The organism is Leptospira ainlahdjerensis (assembly GCF_016919175.1).
GTDB classification, from domain to species: Bacteria; Spirochaetota; Leptospiria; order Leptospirales; family Leptospiraceae; genus Leptospira; species Leptospira ainlahdjerensis.
In genome coordinates, this window is the sequence record NZ_JAFFPU010000066.1 from 1 (window position 1) to 15,163 (window position 15,163).

Here is a 15,163-nt window from a genome sequence, read left to right on the forward strand (position 1 = left end):
GTTGTTCATTCTTAAAAACAATTCTAAAGCATTAAATATTTTAGGAATTAAAAACTAAAAACGCCATCCTTGGCGTATTTGTTAGTGCTTCGGCAAAAACGTCGCCTAACTTCGGCTTCTCACTGCGCTTCGAGATTGCTTCGCAACTCTCGCTTGGCCTTCGGCACATTTGCTTTGTAACTCGGTTCGCGAGCCGCGACTAAGGTCGCTCGAACCTCGTTCCAATCCCTGCGCGCACAGGCGCTTCGGGAACGCAAACGTCGAGAAGCCTCTTTCGTTAGACGGCATAAGCGGAAAAGGACTCAACAAATTGAAAAACACTCTACTGTTAATCAATCTGTCATTCCATATCTTTACAGCTGTTGATGCGTCCGAATGTGTTCGCTCAAAGCCTATCTCAACAATAAAATCTAATTCACCATTTAAGGTAATTAAGCTTAGTAAGGAAGAGTGGATTTATAAAGAACAAATTGAAATAGATTCCAATACAAAAGTAATAATTGAAAATAAAGGATGTGAGTCTTATTGGATCGAATATCAAATTCTGCTTTCAAATTTAGAAGCTCAAGTAAGTGCTTATAATCGATTAATTGAAGTTATTAAGATAATCAGCAAATTGAATAAATCATCAATTAACTTGATAAAAGTGTCTACAATTTTAAGAGACACAAATGAAACAAAAATTTATAAGGATGAAAATCGCATTTCAGAGAATGAATTCGGAGAATATTTTACACTGACGAAGAAAAAGTATAAAGATGGGAGCGTTCAATTTACATTATCTGCGGAAATAGGTTTGTAAAATATGGAAGTAAATTAAAATAAATGCAAGTGTTAAAATATGAGCAATTGAAATTCTGAATGATAAAAATGCTTACGCCGTCTAACTTCGGCTTCTCGCTCCGTTCGTCACTCACGGTTCCCGCTCGGACTCACTCCGGGCTAAAGCCACATTGCTTTGTCACTTCGGTTCGCGAGACGTTCGCTAAGGCTCACTCGAACCTCGTGCCAACCGCGTCGCGCACAAGCGCTTGCGGACGCAACGTCGAGAAGCCTCTTTCGTTAGGCGACATGCGAAACTGCTATTATAGAATTTATTAACGGAAAGGAAAAGAAATGACTTTTAAAAGTGAAATACGAGATAGTTTAATACGTTCATTACTCGAAAAAGTAAGGAAAAGAAATTATAATAAATATCTATATTCAGTCAAGTTAAGCAATATGCGAGGATTCGCCGATGAAATTATAACTTTTGACTTTCCTGTGACAGCAATAATCGGACCAAATGGCGGAGGGAAATCAACGGTTCTCGGTGCTGCAGCCTGTCTATACAGTGACTTAAAACCAGGTCGATTCTTTGCTAAATCGAGCAGATTTGATGATGGAATGCAGAATTGGAGGATGGAATATGAGGTAATAGACAAGTTAAAGCAAAATACAAATTTCATAAAATACAAAACAAGTTACTCGAGCTATAAATGGTCCAGAGAAAAAGTAGTACGACCAGTCGCGTTTTTTGGAATTTCACGAACGATTCCTGCTTCTGAAAGAGCCGAATTAAAAAAAATTACCAAGACTACATATAAATTTAAAGATTCACAAATAAAAGAATTAACGGATGAAAATGCGAAGCATATTGGACACATTTTAGGTAGAAACATAAAAGGATTCAAAGAAGCTCACGTCGGTGAGAGAGGAAATATTACTTTTCTAGCAGGTAAAACGGAAAATGAAGTAGAATATTCAGAGTTTCACTTTGGTGCTGGTGAATCAAGCATTATAAAAATGGTTGCGTCTATTGAAAGCTTACCTGAGGGGGCACTTGTATTAATCGAAGAAATTGAAAATGGCTTACATCCTATTGCTACTCGTCGACTAGTCGAATATTTAGTTGAGGTCGCAGATAGAAAAAAAATGCAATTTATTTTTTCGACCCATTCTAATGATGCCTTGCTTCCTCTTCCTACCGAGGCAATTTGGTCTGCAATAAATAAAAAACTGGTTCAAGGTAAACTAGATATATTAGCTCTGAGAACAATCACAGGTGAAATAGATAAGCAGTTGGCTATATTTACTGAGGATATTTTTTCAGAATTATGGATTGAAAATATAATAAGAATAAATGATCCACTTATTATGAATGCATTAGAAGTGCATGGTTTGCAGGGCGATGGTACCGCAGTAAAAATTCACAAGAATCACAATTCAGACCCGTCAGTTAAATTTAAATCTATTTGTTTTATAGATGGTGATTCTAAACAGGACTCAAATGATGCTATATATCAATTCAGGTTGCCTGGCTCCTCACCGGAACGATATATTTTTGATAGCATAATGTCTATAATTAGCGATTTGATTGGAGAAATTACTGTTTCATTGCATCTAAACTATGAAAAGCAAGGTGAAGTAATGAATATTCTAAATCAAGTCTCTTCTACAAATCGTGATGAACATATTATATTTAGTCAAATAGGTCAAAGATTAGGATTTCTATCAGAAAACGTTGTTCAGAATGCTTTCTTAAGCGTTTGGGTAAAAAAATTTCCAGTAGAATCACAGAAAATATTTTCAATTATATCAGATAATATTCCACAATATGGAAAGGTAAAATAAACGCACGTCGCCTAACTTCGACTTCTCGCGGCGCTTCGAGATTGCTTCGCAACTCTCGCTTGGCCTTCGGCACATTTGCTTTGTCACTCGGTTTGCGAGCCGTTCGCTAAGGCTCACTCAAACCTCGTTCCAATTCTTCCGCGCGTTTAGCGCGCTCCAGAACCGCAAACGTCGAGAAGCCTCTTTCGTTAGACGAAATGCTCGCAAAACTATGAACCTTTATATGAAAAATTTCTATTTAAATAATAGAGGAGGTCCTTATGATTTTTGTTAATATTCTAAGTATTGGATTTCTTATTGTTTGTCTCGTTTATTCGTATTATTTTTTCAAAGGTAAAATTCATTTTCGAAACTTTATCTCATTAACCTTGGTAATTCTGTCTTTTCTTGTTTTTTTATGGGTTTTTCAACATTTTGCTTTCGAGTTAACAAAAATTAATTCGAACATCATTGATACTTATTTAAAAATAATTGGAATTTTTGGTGCGTTAGTATTCTTTACTTATCAATTTGTAAGTGGGGTTTTCTATACTGGAATCGGAATCAAACTTGATTGTAAATCGAGGCTTAACGATGGTAAGCGATTAATCTACCTTCATGCAGAAGTAACGAGTAAGACTAATTTTATAAAAATTTACGATGCCAAAGCTTTTAATACTCCAATTTCTTCAGATCTGATTGCGGGGACATCTGTGGAAATGAAAGTATTGGGCACGAAGCGACATGAGTATGAAAACAATTTCCTTACAAGCAAATATATACAAGGGTTAAATGGAAATTTGCAGATAAATCCAAATGATGAGATGACATTTGCTGTAATTGGTGAATTCCCTGACCCGACCAAAACACTACTAATTGAATTTGTCCTTTTAGGTAAGAATTTTTTTTATCTCTTTCCGGAACAATGGAAGTCTAGTATTTTAATTATTCCATCACTTGAAGATTGAACGTCATCATTTGGAGACCTTGCTTGCACTTCGTCTAACTTCGACTTCTCGCTTCGTTCGTCACTCGCGGTTCCCGCTCGGACTCACTTCGGGCTTCGCCACATTCGCTTTGCCGTTCGGCTTGTTATCGCTCACTAAGGTTCGCTCAAGCCTCCGTCAATCCCTTCGCGCACAAGCGCTCCGGGAACGCGAACGTCGAGAAGTCTCTTTCGTTAGCCGCCATTTGCCCGGGGGATGACGGAAAAAGGCGCGGGGACGAAGCGGGGCAAGGGGAAATTCCGGATTTGTTCTTCTCTACTAGACTCACTTGATTCTAATCCAGAAATTAAGAAAGTAGTGTTATGGCTTTTCTGTATTGGTCTTTCCTTCCAGGAAAAACTTTAAAGTTCAAAAGTTACAATTTCTGTAATCAATGTTTCTTGAGCCCCCAGCAGTCCCCGCGATGCAGTTTGATATTGATTGGGCAAACAGCGGCTAACTAACGCTTGCCGCTTCGTTCGTCACTCACGGAATCCGTTCGGGACTCACTTCGGTCTTCGACACATCGCTTCGCGAACTTGGTTAAATAGTAATAGAAGAGATTTTCAGAAATAGAAGTTCGCGACCCTTTCGCGCACAAGCGCTCCGGGACGCGACGTCGTCAAGCTTCTGTCGTTAGGCGTCATGCTTCCAAATATATAATAATAAGAAAACTTTGGGAAATAAATTGAAAGGAATAGCTCAATTTTTATGATTCTAAATTATATAATAAGCAATTGGGTTTTACTTCTAATATTGCCCGTAATTTTAATAATTGCGATTATTTCATCTCTTAAGCGAAAAAGGAAAAATGTCGTCTGGCAATTAGAATCAACTAAAAATAGAAAAGGGATTCAAAATATAGAGAAAATCCAATTAATTAATGCAAACTCTGGTATTGAAATAGAGCTATTTCGCTCAAATATAAAAGATTTTGAAATAAATTTAGATAATTATATTAAACTTCCTTCGCCAGAGAAAGAAAGTTTTGAAACTAATTCTATAATTCCACAACTTTTCGCAACTCTCAGTCAAATTGGAATAATCAAATCATTAAATATAAATGGATTATTCACAGCAACGGTAAATCCAGCTCTTTTAACTAAATTTGGAAATGGTACAATCTCAACTATGATTCATGGGTCAAATGGGATAATACAAAATGCTGGCTTCCACGCTACCTCTATTTCTGTATTTACTCCCTTAGTAGTTCTTCAAGCCCTTTCACTGATAACTGGTCAGTACTATTTAAACGGAATATCGAAACAATTAGAAGGTATCGAAAATAAACTAGAAAATTTAATTAAACAATATCGTAACAAACAAATAGCAAAAATTACATATTCAATAAAACTTATCAGGGAGCTATATAAGATCAAACATCCCAATGTCGAAGATATGGTCCAATTAAAAAAGGTAGATTCAGAAATATCAATGATTCATGAAGAATACGTTAATCATATTTCAAGCATTAAATTAGATTCTATAAAACTTTCGAATAAGATTAGAACTTCAAAAAAAATCGAAGAACTGTTTAATAAGTTAAAAGAAGTTTCCCTAGATTTTAGTACTAATATGGCAATTGTAACAGATGAAATTCTACATTTAAATAAAATTATAGAATTAATATTGAATTCCCGAATGAGTGAAAATATAGATAATCGAGCAAAGCGGGTGGACGAAATTTTTGAAGAAATTGCTAAATGGAACCCAGAAGCATTCTATAGGAGAAAATTAAAGAATAGTAAGCTCGCGGAAATTTATAATATTGCGATAGAGCACGCACGCGAAATTTATAATAATGCTTATATTAATAAAAACAAAGCTAAAGATGCAGTCATTGATTTAGCAAAAAAGCACTTAGAGCTTGAAGAAAGCATTAATGGGAAAATTCCTGTTTTAGAAATGGGAGAAGAATTTATAAGACAGATGACTCAGCCTATCAATATATTACTCAAAATTGAAGATAGGAATGCAAAATTCTTTGTAAAAAAGCACGACGCCTAACTTCGACTTCTCGCGGCGCTTCGAGATTGCTTACGCAACTCTCGCTTGGCCTTCGGCACATTCGCTTTGACGTTCGGCTTGTGACCGCTCACTAAGGTTTGCTCAAGCCTCCGTCAAGCCCTTCGCGCACAAGCGCTTCGGGAACGCGAACGTCGAGAAGTCTCTTTCGTTATTTGCAATGGCTTAAGTTATATGGAAAATTTATTACCTATTTTTAAAGAAATAATTATTATTTTATCCAGCATAGGGACATTTCTCTCCGCATTATTCGCGGTTTGGACAATTGTTGAAATTAAAAAACAAAGAGAAAGTGCTTATAGGCCCGAGATAATGTTGGATAGCTTTTTGGCGCATTTATTTTGGGATCGGGCATTATCTGATGATAGTTTTTTCTATTACAAAATTGACAAAATTAAACAGAATAATGAAGGCGAAATACTTAATCGTCCAAGAAAAATTTACATCGATTATATTTTACAAAATATCGGGTTAGGAACAGCAAAATATATTAAGTGTAATTGGGTATATGACATTCAAAAAGCATTAAATATTTTGAGTTCCGTATTGCCAACCGAGTTAGAAATTGAAAATGATGGCGAAGAGTCTTACTTGATACGGAACACTAACAATGGCTCAATACAATATCTTAGTTTCTTTCAAGAGGGCGTTCAATCCATAGATTATATATTACCTGAAACTTTAGGTAGGCACGGGAAGGGCGAAGTTCTACCAGAAATAGTTGCTAATATATTGACGTATTACTTAGTTTATAAATATAAACTTTATTTAAAAGAAACGATTTCGAACTCCTTGGATGATTTCGCAGAATTTCCTACATTATCGGTCTTTATTGAATATTTGGATGTAGCAAATAAAGTCTATTATAAGGAATTTGCTTTGAAATTTAAGTTCAGTGGTACAGAAGGACATCCACAATCGGAAGAACAACAGCTAGGACTGTTTTACATAACGGTAAATGAAAAGGGATTATAATTTAAGGAGCCACTGCAACTAACTACGACTTCTCGCTTCGTTCGCCACTCGCGGTTCCCGCTCGGACTCACTCCGGGCTTCGCCACATTCGCTTTGACGTTCGGCTTGTGATCGCTCACTGAGGTTCGCTCAAGCCTCCGTCAATCCCTTCGCGCGTTTAGCGCGCTCCGGGAACGCAAACGTCGAGAAGCCTCTTTCGTTAGACGTAATTGGCCAAAGCCACAATTAAACAAAAAGCAAATTCCTGAAGAAGGTTAGAAAGGGAATCTCGCATTTTTAAGAAAATTCTTAAAAATTGATTCAAAGCATTTGCTTGATTTTTTGGATTGCGTCTGCATTCTATGGTTCATGGACCGAGATTTAGAAAATTTAAAAACGCAAGTTATTACTCTCGTAAATCCTTTAAAAATAATTCTTTTTGGATCAAGAGCCACAGGCTCATTTAATGACCACAGCGATTACGATATTTTAGTAGTTATGCCCAAAGGAACGAATAAAAGAAAAACAGCACAATTCCTTTATCAAAATATTGAAAATATAGAAAGACCTTACGATTTCGTTGTGGTAACTGAAGAAACGCTAGAAAAATATTCTAATTCGCACCACCTTATTTACTTTCATGCACTTAAGGATGGGATCGAGCTATATGCCGCTTGATGATCCAAGCTTACCAAATACTTGGCTGATTCATGCTAAAAGTGATTTATTATTATCTAAACTTGGTGATCGCGAGGAAATTCTTTTTAATCAGTTATGTTTTCATGCACAGCAATCCGCAGAAAAATCTCTCAAAGCGGTCTTAATAAAATATAACGTAGATTTTGAATTTACTCATAATATAAAAAATCTTATTTCGTCTCTACCTACAGAAATCGAAAGACCAGATTTTTTTAAAGACTTAACAATACTTACAGATTACGCTGTGTCCACGAGATATCCTGGTGACTATGAAGAGATTCTTTTACCTGAATATGAGAAGGCAATTTCTTTAGCACAACAAGCTTTCGATTGGGCAGAAGATTTAATTAGAAAATGACTTTTTGAAGTCGAATGGCCAACTACGTCTAACTTCGACTTCTCGCTCCGTTCGCCACTCACGGTTCCCGCTCGGACTCACTTCGGGCTTCGCCACATTCGCTTTGACGTTCGGCTTGTTATCGCTCGCTAAGGCTCGCTCAAGCCTCCGTCAATCCCTTCGCGCACAAGCGCTTCGGGAACGCGAACGTCGAGAAGTCTCTTTCGTTATACGCAATTTCAAAAAATGGTTAACCGGAGGAAATTAATAATGAAATATAACGATGAGCAAATCATTGAAAAACTAAATTCACTGACAGAAAACGATATGATAGAGAAAATCATCATTCCTATTTATAAAGTAAAATTTAAAAATAGGTTCTACGATATTGAGAATACTGGCAAAAATAAACAAGAAGACCAAGGAATTGATATCACCTACTACGAAATTTCTGAAGATACCAAAACACGTGTCTATTCAGGAATACAAGTTAAACAGGATGATATCAATACAGGTAGCGGAGCTAATGGAATTTCAGCCATTATCATTCAAGCGAACCAAGCATTTCTAAAGAAAATTGCAGATACAACGAATAAAAACACTTTTTATATAAAAACATTCAAAATACTTACAACAAAGAATATTCTTCCTAAAGCGCGAATGCAAATTGTAGACCAATTAAAAGACAAAAATATAGAATTCATTACAGGAAAAGATTTAATTAAATGGATACGAGAAAGTTTTGAAAGAGAGTTTTTAAACATATTCCCAGAAGTTTCAGATATTTCTGAAGAAAACGACGAAAAAATTACACCTATCGGTGCTGTTTTAGAATATATTGAAAATAATTTTAAAGATGAAATTGATGATTTAAAGTCCTCTTTCAAGCCTCTTGATGGAGAAAGCAAAAAGATCATTTTTAGTATTATCTTGCATAAAAATATAAATCCTTACCAAATAGGAAAGCAAATTAGTAGTTCGAAACAAAGCGTAATCGAATCTATTGACAACTTACGTTCAGATGGGTTGGTTGATTATGATGACGAAGGTGAGATTTTCATTGCGACAAGTGATTTTGATGAACTTGAACCATTAAATAAAGAAATAGAAGATAGAATTAAGCTTTTGGGATATACTAAAGAATTAGATTCCGAAGAAGTATTGGAAAAACTTTTAATAAGATCAAGATATTGATAGATTTGAAACTGCGTATAACTTCGACTTCTCGCTTCGTTCGTCACTCGCGGTTCCCGCTCGGACTCACTACGGGCTAAAGCCACATTGCTTTGTCACTTCGGTTCGCGGGACGGCTCTAAGGCGCCTCGAACCTCGTGCCAACTCCGTCGCGCACAGGCGCTCGGAGCCGCAACGTCGAGAAGCCTCTTTCGTTAGACGACATCTGCTAAAAAAACTTTCGACTTTATTTGGTAATTTTTAAGATTTGTTTTAGCCGATTTCAGAAACATTGTAAAAGAATAAGCTGACAAGGCCACAATTACATTTTCGGGCTCTGATTGCCTGATTAAATAAAAATTTAGGAAGATCAATGAGAAAATTAATCTTACTATTGATAGTAATAATAAATTGTCAAATGGCGCAAAAAGAATATCGCGAATTAACAATGACAGATGACGAAAAATTGGCTGAGCTAAATGAGTGGAACAAAAAGAATCGAGAAAAAGAAAACGTTGAGTCGGAAGTGATAAAAAAACGAGAACAGGAATTAGAAGAAAGGCGTTATCCATACGAAGAAGAACGTTCAGAGTATCTGGTCAAATGCAGGGATCGGGCTAATAAATTAGTGGTCCACCATGCAGGAATCTATGATGTCAGAGCATATGAACCCGGACAACTGACTGTCGGATCGGCACAATACAATCCTGGAGGCTCTAATTTAGTTGGCGCACCAAATATTTTTATGGATTACGTGTTTACTCTAATCGATAAAAAAACAGGTGAAATCTTGGTGAGAGAGTTTGAGAACGTGCGTTGTGTTTATGGCCATCATCGTACAGGGCTTTGGCTAATTAATAAAGACCGTCCGAAAGGGATTTTTAAGAAAAACATTTGGATTAACCCAGAAATTAAAGGTAAACAATTTAAAGATCTCAACTAACAGGAGAAAGGACGAAATAAATTATAATCGTTTGGTTTAATGAGCAGACGTCGTCTAACTTCGACTTCTCGCGGCGCTTCGAGATTGCTTACGCAACTCTCGCTTGGCCTTCGGCACATTCGCTTTGACGTTCGGCTTGTGACCGCTCACTAAGGTTCGCTCAAGCCTCCGTCAATCCCTTCGCGCACAAGCGCTTCGGGAACGCGAACGTCGAGAAGTCTCTTTCGTTAGACGCAAAAGCCCCAAAATATTCTTGAGCACAAAATTAAAATGCGGGGGAGAACTTTAAATTAGTAGCCCAAATATGGGTTGACTCCGGTAACACTATTGTGTATACTATGTTGCAACGAGCAAAAGCATGGTTAAAAAACTAATTCAACACGGAAACAGTTCTGCATTAATTATAGAAAAACCAATTCTTGAACTTTTACATATTACTTCAGATACTTCTTTGGATATTAGCACTGATGGTAAAAGTTTAATTATCACCCCTATCGATAGAAAATTAGAAACAAGTCTTGGGAAAATAAATAGGAAACATGGCAAGACACTAAAACGACTTGCTGAATGAGTTTAAGTTCTATTAGATATTTATCTTACGAAGAGATTCTTTATATTCATAAGAACCAAATAGAAGAATACGGCGGCTCTTTCGGAATTAGAGATAAGAGTCTTCTTGAATCGGCCATAGCTCAACCGTTTTCTGGATTTGATAATCAAGAATTCCATATTGGTTTGATACAAAAGGCAGCAGCATATTTATTTTACCTTTGCAAAAATCACGCCTTTATAGATGGGAATAAGCGAGTTGCACTTGCCTCAGCTCTGATTTTTCTAGATTTAAACGGAGTCGAAATGGAAAATCAAGAAGATTCATTGTATGAAGTCACGATCGGAGTTGCTGACGGAAGTGTTTCATTAGAAAGCATTATAAAGACTTTCGAAAAGCTAAAACTTTAATTCTGTTTTAATAGAGGAGGGGCTTCAGCGTCTAACTACAGCTTCTCACTGCGCTTCGAGATTGCTTCGCAACTCTCGCTTGGCCTTCGGCACATTTGCTTTTTAATTCGGTTTGCAAGACGTTCGCTAAGGCTCACTCAAACCGAATTAAAATCCCTTCGCGCGCAGGCGCTCCCGGAACGCAAACGTCGAGAAGCCTCTTTCGTTAGACGAAATGGCGATAAATTGATTGTACTTTTTAACAATTCTTAAAAGAACTCCTTGACAAGTATATATCTTGGTATATACTATTATCGAGGTATATAAATGCAAACCGCGAAATTATTTACAAATGGAAGAAGTCAAGCCGTTAGATTACCGAAAGAATTTCAATTTTCAGGAGATGACGTTCTTATTCAAAAAGTAGGGGAGGCGGTAATATTAGTCCCAAAGAACAAGGCTTGGAATGTATTTTTAGACGGACTTAATGGATTCTCAGATGATTTCATGGAGGCAGGTCGAGAACAACCAAAATCCGATAAAAGAGAAAAACTTTAATGTATCTTTTAGATACCAACATTTGTATTTTTCTTATTAAAAAAAAGAATACAGCTCTTTTAGAAAATCTTAAAAAAAAATTGAATAAAGGTTTATTTGTTTCTTCCTTAACAGTTGCTGAACTTGAATTTGGAATTCAAAAAAGTGAATTCAAAGAGAAAAATAAAATTTCGTTAATTGAATTTTTATCAATTTTCAACATTATTTCTTTCACAGATAAAGACGCAGAATCATACGGAATAATTAGAGCAGAATTAGAGAAAAGAGGAAATGTTATTGGATCAATTGATATGCTTCTTGCCGCTCAAGCTATTTCAAATAATTTTATTTTTGTAACTAATAATACAAAAGAATTTAAGAGAATAAAAGAATTAAAATTAGAGGATTGGACGGCATCGTGAACGAATCGCCACTTCGTCTAACTTCGGCTTCTCGCGGCGCTTCGGGATTGCTTCGCAACCCTCGCTTGGCCTTCGGCACATTGCTTTGTCACTTCGGTTCGCGGGACGCGTCTAAGGACGCTCGAACCTCGTGCCAACCGCGTCGCGCACAGGCGCTTGCGGACGCAACGTCGAGAAGCCTCTTTCGTTAGCCGCCATTTGCCCGGGGGATGACGGAAAAAGGCGCGGGGACGAAGCGGGGCAAGGGGAAATTCCGGATTTGTTCTTCTCTACTAGACTAACTTGATTCTAATCCAGAAATTAAGAAAGAAGTGTTAGGGTTTTCTGTATTGGTCTTTCCTTCCAGGAAAAACTTTAAAGTTCAAAAGTTACTATTTCTGTAATCAATGTTTTTTGAGCCCCCAGCAGTCCCCGCGATGCAATTTGATATTGATTGGGCAAACAGCGGCTAACTAACGCTTGCCGCTTCGTTCGCCACTCACGGGAATCCGTTCGGGACTCACTTCGGTCTTCGACACATCGCTTCGCGAACTTGCTTAAATAGTAAAAGAAGAGATTTTCAGAAATAGAAGTTCGCGACCCTTTCGCGCGCAGGCGCTCCGGGACGCGACGTCGGCAAGCTTCTGTCGTTATGCGCAATAATCGCTTAGTTTAGCCTTAAAAGGAAAATTTCAGACCTGCTTTTGTTCTTTTACTGTCTTGACAAAGGATATACTTGCTCTTATACTTGCAATAAGGAGAATAAGCTATATGCCTCAAGTCTCATTATATCTCGATCAAGATACTTTAAAAAAGATAGAAACCGCCGCTAAGAAAGAAAAGATTTCTATTTCCCAGTGGGTTAGAGTGAAAATACAAAGCTCTTTCGATAAGAGTTGGCCTGAAGAGTATTTTAACCTTTTTGGCTCAATTCAAGACGAATCGTTTTCTGAACCTAAAAGGTTAAAATTTGCCTCTGATACGAAAAGGGAAGAATTGTGAATTATTTTCTAGATACGAATACTTGTATTTATTTCTTAAAAGGTAAAAGCGAAAATATTGAGAAGAATATTAGGAAGTTAAATCCAAATCGTATTAAAATACCTTCGATTGTAAAGGCAGAGTTACTTTTAGGTGCCTTGAAAAGCAACGGTAAAAAGAAGAATAGGGAAGTTGTTTTAAGTTTTCTCGATCCATTTGAAATTATCGGATTTAATGATATAGAATCCGAAATTTATGCTGAAGTTCGAAGTGATTTAGAAATTCAAGGAATCCCTATTGGTCCAAATGACTTAGTAATTGCATCCGTTGTTCTAAGCTCCAATGGAATTTTAGTTACCAATAATGAGAAAGAATTTAAAAGGATTCCAAAGCTAAAGTTAGAAAATTGGCTTTAGCTTTGATCTAAGGCGATTACTGCGCATAACTTCGGCTTCTCGCGGCGCTTCGGGATTGCTTCGCAACACTCGCTTGGCCTTCGGCACATTTGCTTTGTCACTCGGCTTGTGATCGTTCGCTAAGGCTCACTCAAGCCTCGTGACAATCCTTCCGCGCGTTTAGCGCGCTCCAGGATCGCAAACGTCGAGAAGCCTCTTTCGTTAGACGCCATTAGTTTAAAATTAAATAGAGAAGCCTGAATGGGAAAAAAAATTACAATATATCAAATTGATGAAAATGAAACGGGTCCGAAAACAATTGAAGTTGGAGGATCATCCCTCCGGGCAATATATTCACCTCGATCTAGATTAAAAGAAATCCTAAGTAGACCTGAATATAAAAATCCAGGAATTTACGTTCTAAATTCGTTTCCAAAAGAAAACACTTTTAATGAACGAATTTATATTGGCGAAGCAGATCCATTAGAAGAAAGGCTTAAGAATCACCTTTCAGATGATTCCAAAGATTTTATTGAATGTGTCTCTGTTTTTAGTTCAAATGCAGGGGAATTAACAAAAGCTCATATAAAAAACATGGAATCTAAATTATACGCTCTCGCTACACTTTCAAAAAACGCTGAAATTGATAATTCAAACAAACCAACATTGTCGACTTTGTCAGAAGCGGATGAATCCTTGGTTGATAATTTTATATTACAAATTAAATTGATCTTTCCACTATTAGGATTTCGCTTTTTAATACCATCCACTATTATTTCGAAAGAAAATGACACAGCAAATCAACAAAAATATAAAATTACCAGAAAGGGCCTTTCTGCTACCATGATAATAAATGAGCAAGGTTATGTAATTTTGAAAGGATCTACTGCATCAAAGGAAATCTTTCCTTCTTTGGGAAGTTATAAAGCATTAAGAAGTAAATTAATCGAAACTAAAGTTCTTATAGAATCCAGCGATTCACTAAAATTTGTCGAAAATACAATTTTTAGTAGCCCATCAGCTGCATCATGCATAGTCCTTGGGACTGCATCATCTGGTCCAGAAGAATGGAAAACTGAATCAGGAACAAAATTAAAAGATATTACCTAAACTAACGGCGTCTAACTACGACTTCTCGCTTCGTTCGTCACTCGCGGTTCCCGCTCGGACTCACTTCGGGCTTCGCCACATTCGCTTTGCCGTTCGGCTTGTTATCGCTCACTAAGGTTCGCTCAAGCCTCCGTCAATCCCTTCGCGCACAAGCGCTCCGGGAACGCGAACGTCGAGAAGTCTCTTTCGTTAGCCGAAAGTGCCGATATCACCTTTTTATATACAAATCCAATCAAGAAATTAAAGAGCTCTAAATCGTCTAAATATGTCGGGGAAGCGCTTAAATTTTATTTGACAATTGTTACTTTTGAAACGACCATTTCTTATGCCTTCAACAAAACAACAGGCGATCAATCTTATTGAAAGTTTACCTGACGATACGTCTTTTGATGATATTATGGAAGAACTCTTTTTCTCCAAAAAAATTCAGCAGGGTTTAACTGAATTGGATAATAATAAAGTTGTTCCTCACGCACAAATTCTTGAAGAAATTAATAAATGGCGCAAGAGATAGTTTGGTCTTTAAGAGCCAAGTCTGACTTACAGGATATTTACGATTACATAACTAAAGATTCTGAAATCTACGCGCTGAATGTAATAAATAGAATCATCGACACGATAGAAAATATCCCATCGTTTCCATTAATGGGAAGGGTAGTCCCGGAATTTAATATTGAGAATTTAAGGGAGCGCATTTCAGGAAATTATCGCATTGTTTATCGTCTAAATAAATTCCAAAATATTGAAATTGTTACAATCCATCATTCGGCAAGATTATTAAATAATCTCTGAAGAAATTTCGGCACCTTCGTCTAACTTCGGCTTCTCGCGGCGCTTCGAGATTGCTATCGCAACTCTCGCTTGGCCTTCGGCACATTTGCTTTGTCACTCGGCTTGCGAGACGCGACTAATGTCGCTCAAGCCTCGTTCCAATTCTTCCGCGCGTTTAGCGCGCTCCAGGACCGCAAACGTCGACAACGCTCCGGTCGTTAGGCGAACATTTTTGCCAAGGCCTCTCCGATTACTTTCGCCGCGTCCATGCGGCGATTTAAACCGAGATTTTGTAAGGATTTAGAGATTGACAATACCCT

At 37.1% G+C, this 15,163-nt stretch carries 18 protein-coding genes; all 18 read left to right on the forward strand.

Annotation, left to right across the window (positions count from 1 at the left end):
- Positions 1-310 precede the first annotated feature (310 nt).
- The 18 genes from JWG45_RS15960 to JWG45_RS16045 all read left to right on the forward strand — a co-directional run bounded on the left by JWG45_RS15960 (position 311) and on the right by JWG45_RS16045 (position 14,864).
- Entirely contained in the window at positions 311-802 is a 492-nt protein-coding gene (locus JWG45_RS15960; protein WP_205280649.1) for a hypothetical protein, read from the forward strand.
- A gap of 314 nt (positions 803-1,116) precedes the next feature.
- On the forward strand, positions 1,117-2,613 hold the full coding sequence (locus JWG45_RS15965; RefSeq protein WP_205280638.1) for an ATP-dependent nuclease: 1,497 nt from the start codon (positions 1,117-1,119) through the stop codon (positions 2,611-2,613).
- A 260-nt stretch (positions 2,614-2,873) separates the two neighbouring features.
- Positions 2,874-3,560 (forward strand): hypothetical protein, encoded by a 687-nt coding sequence (locus JWG45_RS15970; RefSeq protein ID WP_118969212.1) that lies wholly within the window; start codon positions 2,874-2,876, stop codon positions 3,558-3,560.
- A gap of 729 nt (positions 3,561-4,289) precedes the next feature.
- Positions 4,290-5,585: a hypothetical protein gene (locus JWG45_RS15975; protein ID WP_205280639.1), complete on the forward strand. Its 1,296-nt coding sequence runs from the start codon at positions 4,290-4,292 to the stop codon at positions 5,583-5,585.
- Between the two features lie 192 nt (positions 5,586-5,777).
- A complete protein-coding gene (locus JWG45_RS15980; RefSeq protein WP_205280640.1) occupies positions 5,778-6,578 on the forward strand; it encodes a hypothetical protein in 801 nt (266 codons plus the stop codon).
- A 348-nt stretch (positions 6,579-6,926) separates the two neighbouring features.
- Positions 6,927-7,235, forward strand: coding sequence for a nucleotidyltransferase domain-containing protein (locus tag JWG45_RS15985; RefSeq protein WP_205280641.1), 309 nt, complete (start codon positions 6,927-6,929; stop codon positions 7,233-7,235).
- Positions 7,225-7,614: a HEPN domain-containing protein gene (locus JWG45_RS15990; protein ID WP_205280642.1), complete on the forward strand. Its 390-nt coding sequence runs from the start codon at positions 7,225-7,227 to the stop codon at positions 7,612-7,614. The genes JWG45_RS15985 and JWG45_RS15990 overlap by 11 nt, the downstream gene beginning before the upstream one ends.
- A gap of 249 nt (positions 7,615-7,863) precedes the next feature.
- Positions 7,864-8,787, forward strand: a complete 924-nt coding sequence (locus tag JWG45_RS15995; RefSeq protein ID WP_205280643.1) for a hypothetical protein — start codon at positions 7,864-7,866, stop codon at positions 8,785-8,787.
- Positions 8,788-9,139: 352 nt separating this feature from the next.
- Positions 9,140-9,709 (forward strand): hypothetical protein, encoded by a 570-nt coding sequence (locus JWG45_RS16000; protein ID WP_205280644.1) that lies wholly within the window; start codon positions 9,140-9,142, stop codon positions 9,707-9,709.
- Positions 9,710-10,067: 358 nt separating this feature from the next.
- A complete protein-coding gene (locus tag JWG45_RS16005) occupies positions 10,068-10,280 on the forward strand; it encodes an AbrB/MazE/SpoVT family DNA-binding domain-containing protein (protein WP_036097069.1) in 213 nt (70 codons plus the stop codon).
- Positions 10,277-10,669: a type II toxin-antitoxin system death-on-curing family toxin gene (locus JWG45_RS16010; protein ID WP_205280645.1), complete on the forward strand. Its 393-nt coding sequence runs from the start codon at positions 10,277-10,279 to the stop codon at positions 10,667-10,669. Before JWG45_RS16005 ends, JWG45_RS16010 begins: the two co-directional genes overlap by 4 nt.
- A gap of 306 nt (positions 10,670-10,975) precedes the next feature.
- Positions 10,976-11,206 carry a type II toxin-antitoxin system antitoxin VapB gene (gene vapB / locus JWG45_RS16015; RefSeq protein ID WP_002998826.1) on the forward strand — a complete coding sequence of 77 codons (231 nt, stop codon included), beginning with the start codon at positions 10,976-10,978 and terminating at the stop codon, positions 11,204-11,206.
- Positions 11,206-11,607 carry a type II toxin-antitoxin system tRNA(fMet)-specific endonuclease VapC gene (vapC, locus tag JWG45_RS16020; RefSeq protein WP_141598268.1) on the forward strand — a complete coding sequence of 134 codons (402 nt, stop codon included), beginning with the start codon at positions 11,206-11,208 and terminating at the stop codon, positions 11,605-11,607. Before vapB ends, vapC (JWG45_RS16020) begins: the two co-directional genes overlap by 1 nt.
- Before the next feature lie 750 nt (positions 11,608-12,357).
- Complete coding sequence (locus JWG45_RS16025; protein ID WP_118969214.1) at positions 12,358-12,588, forward strand: ribbon-helix-helix domain-containing protein; 231 nt, start codon at positions 12,358-12,360, stop codon at positions 12,586-12,588.
- Positions 12,585-12,983: a type II toxin-antitoxin system tRNA(fMet)-specific endonuclease VapC gene (gene vapC / locus JWG45_RS16030; protein ID WP_118969215.1), complete on the forward strand. Its 399-nt coding sequence runs from the start codon at positions 12,585-12,587 to the stop codon at positions 12,981-12,983. The genes JWG45_RS16025 and vapC (JWG45_RS16030) overlap by 4 nt, the downstream gene beginning before the upstream one ends.
- A gap of 240 nt (positions 12,984-13,223) precedes the next feature.
- Positions 13,224-14,072: a GIY-YIG nuclease family protein gene (locus JWG45_RS16035; RefSeq protein WP_205280646.1), complete on the forward strand. Its 849-nt coding sequence runs from the start codon at positions 13,224-13,226 to the stop codon at positions 14,070-14,072.
- Between the two features lie 325 nt (positions 14,073-14,397).
- Positions 14,398-14,586, forward strand: coding sequence for a hypothetical protein (locus JWG45_RS16040; RefSeq protein WP_205280647.1), 189 nt, complete (start codon positions 14,398-14,400; stop codon positions 14,584-14,586).
- Positions 14,571-14,864 (forward strand): type II toxin-antitoxin system RelE/ParE family toxin, encoded by a 294-nt coding sequence (locus JWG45_RS16045; protein WP_205280648.1) that lies wholly within the window; start codon positions 14,571-14,573, stop codon positions 14,862-14,864. The genes JWG45_RS16040 and JWG45_RS16045 overlap by 16 nt, the downstream gene beginning before the upstream one ends.
- Positions 14,865-15,163: the final 299 nt, after the last annotated feature.

Coding starts and splice junctions, on each gene's coding strand:
- JWG45_RS15965 (WP_205280638.1), top strand. CDS start 1,117: ATGACTTTTAAAAGTGAAATACGAGATAGTTTAATACGTTCATTACTC.
- JWG45_RS15970 (WP_118969212.1), top strand. CDS start 2,874: ATGATTTTTGTTAATATTCTAAGTATTGGATTTCTTATTGTTTGTCTC.
- JWG45_RS15975 (WP_205280639.1), top strand. CDS start 4,290: ATGATTCTAAATTATATAATAAGCAATTGGGTTTTACTTCTAATATTG.
- JWG45_RS15980 (WP_205280640.1), top strand. CDS start 5,778: ATGGAAAATTTATTACCTATTTTTAAAGAAATAATTATTATTTTATCC.
- JWG45_RS15985 (WP_205280641.1), top strand. CDS start 6,927: ATGGACCGAGATTTAGAAAATTTAAAAACGCAAGTTATTACTCTCGTA.
- JWG45_RS15990 (WP_205280642.1), top strand. CDS start 7,225: ATGCCGCTTGATGATCCAAGCTTACCAAATACTTGGCTGATTCATGCT.
- JWG45_RS15995 (WP_205280643.1), top strand. CDS start 7,864: ATGAAATATAACGATGAGCAAATCATTGAAAAACTAAATTCACTGACA.
- JWG45_RS16000 (WP_205280644.1), top strand. CDS start 9,140: ATGAGAAAATTAATCTTACTATTGATAGTAATAATAAATTGTCAAATG.
- JWG45_RS16005 (WP_036097069.1), top strand. CDS start 10,068: ATGGTTAAAAAACTAATTCAACACGGAAACAGTTCTGCATTAATTATA.
- JWG45_RS16010 (WP_205280645.1), top strand. CDS start 10,277: ATGAGTTTAAGTTCTATTAGATATTTATCTTACGAAGAGATTCTTTAT.
- vapB (WP_002998826.1), top strand. CDS start 10,976: ATGCAAACCGCGAAATTATTTACAAATGGAAGAAGTCAAGCCGTTAGA.
- vapC (WP_141598268.1), top strand. CDS start 11,206: ATGTATCTTTTAGATACCAACATTTGTATTTTTCTTATTAAAAAAAAG.
- JWG45_RS16025 (WP_118969214.1), top strand. CDS start 12,358: ATGCCTCAAGTCTCATTATATCTCGATCAAGATACTTTAAAAAAGATA.
- JWG45_RS16035 (WP_205280646.1), top strand. CDS start 13,224: ATGGGAAAAAAAATTACAATATATCAAATTGATGAAAATGAAACGGGT.
- JWG45_RS16040 (WP_205280647.1), top strand. CDS start 14,398: ATGCCTTCAACAAAACAACAGGCGATCAATCTTATTGAAAGTTTACCT.
- JWG45_RS16045 (WP_205280648.1), top strand. CDS start 14,571: ATGGCGCAAGAGATAGTTTGGTCTTTAAGAGCCAAGTCTGACTTACAG.